Origin of the sequence: Rhodoferax sp., assembly GCF_039922535.1 — a bacterium.
Classification (GTDB): Bacteria; Pseudomonadota; Gammaproteobacteria; order Burkholderiales; family Burkholderiaceae_C; genus Rhodoferax_B.
The window spans coordinates 1-7,214 of sequence record NZ_JBDTEM010000343.1; the positions used below are offsets into that span (position 1 = coordinate 1).

Annotated in this window: 5 protein-coding genes and 1 pseudogene; 3 read left to right on the top strand and 3 right to left on the bottom strand. The window is 61.9% G+C overall.

Annotated elements, in window-relative coordinates:
- A partial coding sequence (locus ABI213_RS16310) for a PAS domain-containing protein (RefSeq protein WP_348027865.1) occupies positions 1-2,585 on the bottom strand: 2,585 nt, incomplete at its 3' end.
- Between the two features lie 391 nt (positions 2,586-2,976).
- Positions 2,977-3,930: an SRPBCC domain-containing protein gene (locus tag ABI213_RS16315; protein WP_348027867.1), complete on the bottom strand. Its 954-nt coding sequence runs from the start codon at positions 3,928-3,930 to the stop codon at positions 2,977-2,979.
- Between the two features lie 278 nt (positions 3,931-4,208).
- On the opposite strand from ABI213_RS16315, the pseudogene ABI213_RS16320 reads away from it, so the two are divergent.
- Positions 4,209-4,523, top strand: a pseudogene (locus ABI213_RS16320) (type II toxin-antitoxin system RelE/ParE family toxin).
- Between the two features lie 3 nt (positions 4,524-4,526).
- Entirely contained in the window at positions 4,527-4,811 is a 285-nt protein-coding gene (locus ABI213_RS16325; protein WP_348006576.1) for a helix-turn-helix transcriptional regulator, read from the top strand.
- An 86-nt stretch (positions 4,812-4,897) separates the two neighbouring features.
- On the opposite strand, the gene ABI213_RS16330 is transcribed toward ABI213_RS16325, so the two are convergent.
- Positions 4,898-5,929 (bottom strand): LacI family DNA-binding transcriptional regulator, encoded by a 1,032-nt coding sequence (locus tag ABI213_RS16330; protein ID WP_348006575.1) that lies wholly within the window; start codon positions 5,927-5,929, stop codon positions 4,898-4,900.
- 154 nt (positions 5,930-6,083) lie between these two features.
- Here ABI213_RS16330 and ABI213_RS16335 point away from each other — a divergent pair.
- On the top strand, positions 6,084-7,214 hold a 1,131-nt coding region (locus ABI213_RS16335; RefSeq protein ID WP_348027869.1), incomplete at its 3' end, for an extracellular solute-binding protein.

Here is a 7,214-nt window from a genome sequence, read left to right on the forward strand (position 1 = left end):
GTGTCGATGGGAAACCGGGCCAGATAGGACAAGGCCGAATAGCCGGTGCCAAAGTCGTCAATGGCGATGGTGATACCCATGTCGCGCAGCGCCTGCAAGGCGCTGACCACGAGGCCATCCTCGTCCAGTAGCAGGCTTTCGGTGATTTCGAACTCCAGCCATTGGGGCTGGCAACCGGTCTCAGACAGGATGCCCGCTACCTGCGCGATCAAGCCCGGCACCTGTATTTGCCGGACTGACAGGTTGACCGCCACCTTGCGCGGCAGCGCTGCCGCAGCATTCCAGATGACGGCGGTCAAGCAGGATTCGCGCAGCACCCAGGCCCCCAGCGCGTTGATCAAGCCAGAGTCTTCTGCCACCGGGATGAACTGGTCCGGCGGAACCATGCCCAGGCGGGGGTGCTTCCAGCGCAACAACGCCTCGCACCCGACCATGGCGCCAGACTCCAGCAGCACCTTGGGCTGGTAGTACAGCGCCAGTTCGCCGCGCTCCAGCGCGCGGCGCAAGTCGGACTCGAGCGTCAGCCGCTCCTGGGCGTGCACCGTCAAGTCCTTGGAATAAAACCGGAAGTCGTTGCGCCCGCTGCGCTTGGCGGAGTACATCGCGGAGTCCGCGTACTTAAGCAGCTCTTCGGCCACCTCGCTGTCCGTTGGGTACACCGCAATACCTACGCTGCAGGAGACAAAAATCTCCCGCCCTTCCAGCCAAAAACTCGGGTTGAAGGCAGCCAGCACCTTGCCCGCCACGCGCGTCAGATCGCCCCCCGCACGGATTTGCGGCAACAAAATACCGAATTCATCCCCGCCTAGCCGAGCGACGGTGTCATAGCTCCGCACACTGGCACGCAGGCGCACGGCCACTTCTTTGAGCAAGGCGTCTCCTGCGGCATGGCCCATGGTGTCATTGATCTGCTTGAAGCGATCCAGATCCACCACCATCACACCGGCCTGGTAGTGGTGGTAGGCCGCATCCTTCAGCATTTGCGCCAGCCGGTCATTGAATAGCACCCGGTTGGGCATCCCCGTCAGCGGGTCGTAAAACGCCATCTGATGGATCTTGTCCTGGTAGGCTTTGAGTTCGCTGATATCGCGCCCCACCATCAAAATGCTACTGACATGGGCGTCGTTGCCGACTTCAGGGGTCAAACTCACCAAGCTGCAGATGTCGCGACCCAAGGCATCGATCCAGTGCTGTTCAAACTCCACCGATTCCTTGCTATCTATGACGTAAGCCAAACGCTGCGCCAGCGCCGCCCCGGTCTCCACACCCCACAGCGCCTCTGGCGAACATCCGAGCGCCCCCCTGCTGGATCGCCCTAGGGCCCGAAGCAGCACCGGATTGGCATAACGGCAGCTGAATTGCACGTCAAAACGGGCAATCACGTCTGGTGAATTTTCGACCAAGGTTCGGTACTCGTGCTCCCGGTTGGTCAACTCCTGCTGCAACGCCAGCCGTTGCGTCACATCACGCGAAACGGTAATGAAATGCGGCCGCGCATCGCCGGTGGTACGCATTTGCGACACCGACAACTCAAACCAGTGCATGCCCATAGGCGTCATGACCGCGATGACATGGCCTAAAGAAATCCCAGTCTGTTCTGCCTCTATGTAGGCGATTTCGGCAATGGCCACACTTTCGGGCGACAGCACTTCTTGCAGCGTCCGGCCCAGCATAGCCTCCCGGCTGAGGGCCAATAACTCGGGGCTACGTGTCCATACATTCAGGTAGCGGCCATCCCGGTCCGTTTCGAACAAAAGGTCGGGGAAAGCATCAATGACCCCCTGCGCAAAGGCCAAAGCTTTCTGGAGTTCACTCTCGGTATGCTTGCGGTCCGTGATGTCTCTGGAATAACCCACCGTGCCCACCACCTTGCCATGCTCATGCAGCGGAGACTTCCACACCTCCATCCAGCGCCGTTGGTCGTGCTCATCGACGTAGAGCTCCTCCACGTAGTGGGCTACGCCCGCTGCCATGACGGCCTTGTCATCGGCCACATAGATCTCGGCCAAATCCGGCGGGAAAAAATCGAATTCAGTCCGGCCTTCCAGCTCCGCAGTGGACGCGACCCTTGCCACTCTGGCGTAAGCGGTGTTGGCCGCCAGCAAGCGGCTTTGTTCGTCCTTGAGCCAGACAAAGAAGGGAAATTCGTCCAGCAAGGTGCGCCAATACTGCTGGCGCTGCAGCAGTGCCGCCTGTATCCGCTTGGATTCCGTCATATCCCGGACGATGGACACGGCAAACAACCGCCCGTCTAACTGCAGCGTCACGCCATGCACCTGCACCGGAATCAGGTCACCACTCTGCGCCTGGTGCACCGTTTCTATGACAAAAGCCTGCCCATGGGGGTTTTGCAGTATGTCCAGACACTGCTCCCTGGAAATATTCGGGTCTATATCCGGCGGTCCCATCGCCAGCAACGCTTCGCGGCGGTATCCCAAAGCGCGCGTTGCGGCATCATTGACGTAGACAAAGCGCCCATCCTCGCCGAGGATGAACACACCGTCCTGGTACAGATCGAGCCCCTTGCCGAGTAAAACCCAGGCCAGGCTTGGGGCATCGACCAGCATGCCCGTGCTGTTTTGCATCAAAAGCACCAAGCCTCCCGATCCAACAATCCGTTCCCTGTAAGCATACGTCTCCCTGGAGAAAAGGAGTAAAAATGAAACTACGCGGGCGGTAGCGCCCATGCGTAACGGGCTGGACTTGCCTAGAGATTAAGCAAGTATCACACCGCACCGCCAACGCAATACCGATGTTGCGACAGACCGGGACTCTCGCACACTTTGACCCGCTTCGGTGCGTCGCCTGCAACCCACCACCGCCACGCGGCCAGAGCGGGCGCGGGCCAAACGACTGGCTGCGGTGTTCTGGGCCGCTGCCGCAGGCGATGCGCGTATCTCGGATGGGTTCCGGGCGATTGCGGCGGGAAATTTGAAAGAAATCAGGCTCTAGCGCAGATAGCACCTGCGCTGGCAGCTACTCTTTCCGTAGCAAATACGCTTCCAGCTGCGCAAACGTGCCGCCAAAGCCCTGCAGCATCGACTCAAAGTTCTCGGCAAACCGGCTGCGCTCGGCGGGCGTGGCGCAGATGGGGCCGCCGTGCAGGGCTACGGTGGTCTGGCCGCCCTCTTCGGTGAAAGTCACGGTGTTGAGCACCTGCAGCGGCCAGTCGTCAAAGAACGGGGCGCGGGTGGTGTCGCCCGCCTCGTTGGAGAAGCCGTTGGTGAACACAATGCGCTGCTGCGGCACGATCTGGCCGTAGACAAACTTGCCCCACATGGCGGGCACGCCGCCCCAGCACATGGCGTAGTGCAGCAGGCCACCGGGCTGAAAGTCCATGGTCTTGAGTTGCAGCGTGCTGCCGCCGGGGCCCCACCATTGGGCGAAGCGCGCGGGCTCGCTCCATGCCTGCCAGACGGCAGCCAAGGGCGCGTTGAAGCTATGGCTGATGCGGAAACACTCGGCATCCGGCGTGGCCGATACATAGGCACCCAGCCGCGCCAGGGTTTGCTCGGCCCCCTGCACCGCACCCGCTGCTACCAGCTGCGCCTGCTGCTCGGGGCTGGCCAGCAGCAGGCGCAGCGTGACCTGGGTGCGCTCGCCCAGATCCTGCAGGTCGATGGTGGCGTGGAATTCGGCATGCTCTGGATCGTCACCGCCATGGGCATAGGCCATGTGGGCGGGCGGGGTCAGCGTGGTGTAGCGGATCCAGTTGGTGTAGTCGGTGCCCGGGCTACCGTCCGCGCCCGCAGGCCCGTGCATCACATAGCGCCACAGCCCGCCCTCGCGCACGTCCATGGACTGGATGGTGTTGGTGAAGCCGTTCGGCCCCCACCAGAGCGCAATGTGCTCGGCTTGGGTCAACATATCCCACACCCGCTGGCGCGGCGCATGGACGGTGCGGGTGGTGGTGATTTCGGCAGCGGGCATGGGGGACCTCCTGGGGGCAAAGTAAGAGTAGACGAAAGCGCTGGCGCTGGACTGGCCTGCAAGCACTGTAGCGGGAGGCGTTGCCTGCGGGCACACCATTGGAGCCCACGCCAACGCATGGCCGAGACGAATTCAAATAGAAATGGGCTTCCAGCGCATATTGCACCTGCGCTGGCAGCTACGGTTTAGATAGCGTTTAAGATAGAAATTTGCCGAAGCGCATCGCTGTTTATAAAAATACTTTGATAAATTATCAAAGTATTTTTATAATCCTACCCATGAAAGCCCTTCGATTTGTTGGCAGCAGCCTGAAAGACCTAATTGCCTTTCCAGAAGAGGCGCGGCGTGAGGCCGGGTTTGACCTGTGGCAAGTACAACTGGGTTTAATGCCCCGCGACTTCAAGCCCATGCCCACAGTGGGGGCAGGGGCCTGAGAAGTGCGCATCAAGTTGCAAGGCCAATGGCGCGTGATCTACGTGGCCAAACAGGCCGATGCTGTGTTTGTGCTGCACTGCTTCCACAAGACCACCCAAAAGACCGCCAAGGCCGACATTGACTTAGCGGCCACCCGTTACAAGCTGATTGGAGAATAAATGATGGAATCCCTACAAGTCACCCCGTCTAGCGGCAATGTGTTCACCGACCTGGGTTTTGGCCCCGGCGAGGCGGCGGTGATGGCGCTGCGGGCCGACCTGATGGGCCGTTTGCGGCTGCTGGTGCAAACCGAGGGCTGGACGCAAGCGCAAGCCGCCGAACGCTTTGGCATCGCCCAGTCGCGCGTGAGTGACCTGCTGCGCGGCAAGTGGGACAAATTTAGCCTGGATATGCTGATTACGCTGGCGGCGCGGGCCGGGCGCAAGGTGGAGCTGGCAATGGATTGACCGAGATTCAGCGTGGAGAGTAATTTTAATTTACAAAGGAAATAGCCACCTAGCGCATATTCCACCTGCGTTGACAGCTATCATTTTTATATTTTTTTCTTACCACTGCGCTGGCAGGCCGCAGTCGACGCCCGCACCACCAGCTCAGTGGGCAGGCTAACCTGCTGGGTAGCCACATCCAGCCCGGCGATCAGGGCCAGCAGGGTGTTGGCGGCGGCGCGGCCCATTTCGGCCATGGGTTGGCGTACGGTGGTCAGGCCGGGGTGGACCAGGGAGGCGGCTTCCAGGTCGTCAAAGCCCACTACCGAAATATCGTGCGGCACCCGCAGCCCGGCCGATTGCAGCACCGACATGGCCCCAAAAGCGCTCAGGTCGTTAGAGGCAAACAGGGCGGTGGGGCGCACCGGCAGCGCCAGCAGTTGCTGCGCGGCTTCGCGGCCACTGCCCAGCGAATAGTCGCCCCGCAGGACCAGGGCCGGGTCGCGGTCCAGCCCGAGGATGGCGACCGCGTCATCAAAAGCGCGGTGCCGGTCGCGGGCCGAGTTCATGCGCTCGTCGCCGGTGATGAAGGCGATGCGCTGGTGGCCCAGCTCGGCCAGGTGCAGCATGGCGCTGCGCGCGCCACCGTAGCTGTCGGAGGCGATGGAGGGGAATTCGGCGTGCTCGGTGTGCTGGTCGATGGTGACCACCGGCACCTGGGCCGCGCTCAGGGCTTCCACGTAGCCAAACTGGTAGGGCAGGATGGCGATCACGCCATCGGTCACTTGCTGTAGCAGTTGCAGCACGCTGTCATTCGGCCGCTGGGCGCGGTCGGTCAGCGAATAAATCAGCGCCTCGTAGCCCACCGCCGCCACCGCCCGCACCGCCGCCGAGACCAGCGCGCCGGTGAAAGCGCCGTCCATTTCGGCGGCCAGCAAACCAATCACCCGGCTGCGCCCGCCCGAGAGCTTTTGCGCGCTGCGGTTGGCCACGTAGCCCATGTCGTTGGCCAGCTTGAGGATGGCATCGCGGGTGCTGCGTGAGACACCAGGCTGGTTGTTCATCGCACGCGATGCCGTCATCGAGGAAACCCCCGCTGCAGCGGCAATTTCAGCCAGGGTCGGTGAGGTTTTGGGCATGGAGGGCACTGGCGGGCGTAGTTCGGTAGGGCAGACGATGGGCTGATTATCAACGTCAGATTCCAAGGGTTTGACCCGATTCGTAATTTTAACGTTAGCGCTAACGTTACGTCTCTCAGCAAAAAACCACCCCCTTTTCACAAGGAGACAAAACATGCAATCCGCCAAGATGTTGAAACTGCCGCTCGCCGCCTGCGGTCTGGCCTGGGCCGCTTGCGCCACGCCGGTATACGCCCAGGGCACCGAGACCCTGACCGAGTGGGACATCCAGGTCCAGCCGGTGCCGTCCAAGATCCTGGCGGAAGCCCAGGCCCGCTTTGAAAAAGCCAACCCGCAGGTGAAGGTGGTGCGCTCGGCCATCTTGAACGACCCGTACAAAACCAAGATCAAGATCGCCTTTGGTGCCAACGAGCCGCCGTGTGTGTTTTCCAGCTGGGGCGGTGGCCCGCTGCGCGAGTACGTACGCGCCGGCCAGGTCACCGACCTGTCGCCCTACCTGGCCAAGGACGAGGCCTTCCGCGAGCGCTTCGTGGCCTCGTCATTCGACACCGCCAAGACCGATGGCAAAACCTACGGCGTGCCCGCCGAAAACACCTCGCTGGCCGTCGTCTACTACAACACCGAGCTGTTTGCCAAGCTGAAGATCCAGCCGCCCAAGACCTGGGCCGAGCTGCTGCAGGCGGTGGAAACCTTGAAGGCCAACGGCGTGGCACCGTTTGCCCTGGCCAATAAAGCCAAGTGGCCGGGCTCGATGTTCTACATGTACCTGGTGGACCGGATTGGCGGTGCCGAGGTGTTCCGCAAAGCGGCCGATCGCGCCCCTGGCGGCAGCTTTACTGACCCGGCCTTCGTCGAGGCGGGCAAGCGCCTGCAAGAGCTGGTGAAGGCCGGGGCCTTCGCCCAGGGCTTCAACGGGCTGGACTACGACATTGGCAGCTCGCGCCGCCTGCTGTATTCGGGCAAGGCCGCCATGGAGCTGATGGGCAGCTGGGAGGGTGCCACCATCAAAAACGAGAACCCCGAATTCTCCAAAAAGCTCGACTTCTTCGCCTTCCCCAGCCTGCCCGGCGGCAAGAGCGGCACCGGCGTGGTGGGCACCGTGGGAGACAACTTCTACAGCATCTCCAAGGCCTGCAAAACGCCCGACCTGGCCTTCGGCCTGATCAAGGCGATGGTCGATGACACCTCGGTGCAGGCCCGCCTGGCGGACAACCGCATCGTGCCGATCAAGGGCCTGAAGGTGACCGAGCCCAACCAGCAGCGCCTGATGGCCATGCTGGCCGAC

Coding starts and splice junctions, on each gene's coding strand:
- ABI213_RS16315 (WP_348027867.1), bottom strand. CDS start 3,930: ATGCCCGCTGCCGAAATCACCACCACCCGCACCGTCCATGCGCCGCGC.
- ABI213_RS16330 (WP_348006575.1), bottom strand. CDS start 5,929: ATGCCCAAAACCTCACCGACCCTGGCTGAAATTGCCGCTGCAGCGGGG.
- ABI213_RS16325 (WP_348006576.1), top strand. CDS start 4,527: ATGGAATCCCTACAAGTCACCCCGTCTAGCGGCAATGTGTTCACCGAC.